The following is a 416-nucleotide window of genomic DNA, read 5'->3' on the forward strand; positions in this document are numbered from 1 at the left end:
TTACACTTATGACTAAAACACTTCCTAAAGATTTTATTTTTGGTGGTGCTACAGCTGCTTATCAAGCAGAAGGTGCAACTCACACAGATGGTAAGGGCCCAGTAGCATGGGATAAGTATCTTGCAGACAATTATTGGTATACAGCAGAACCTGCAAGTGATTTTTACCATAAATACCCAGTTGATTTAGAATTAGCTGAAGAATATGGTGTTAATGGTATTCGTATTTCTATTGCCTGGTCTCGTATTTTCCCAACGGGTTACGGTGAAGTAAATGAAAAAGGTGTTGAATTCTACCATAAACTATTTGCTGAATGCCACAAGCGTCATGTTGAACCATTTGTGACTTTGCATCATTTTGACACACCAGAAGCTCTTCATTCAAATGGAGATTTCTTAAACCGCGAAAATATAGAA

1 protein-coding gene is annotated in these 416 nt (G+C 37.5%); it reads left to right on the forward strand.

What is annotated here, in order from left to right; all coding sequences use genetic code 11:
- Positions 1–8: 8 nt before the first annotated feature.
- On the forward strand, positions 9–416 hold a 408-nt coding region (locus CIL03_RS19465), incomplete at its 3' end, for a family 1 glycosylhydrolase (protein WP_133087848.1).

The sequence above is a fragment of the Virgibacillus indicus genome (assembly GCF_002266285.1).
GTDB classification, from domain to species: domain Bacteria; phylum Bacillota; class Bacilli; order Bacillales; family Amphibacillaceae; genus Virgibacillus_K; species Virgibacillus_K indicus.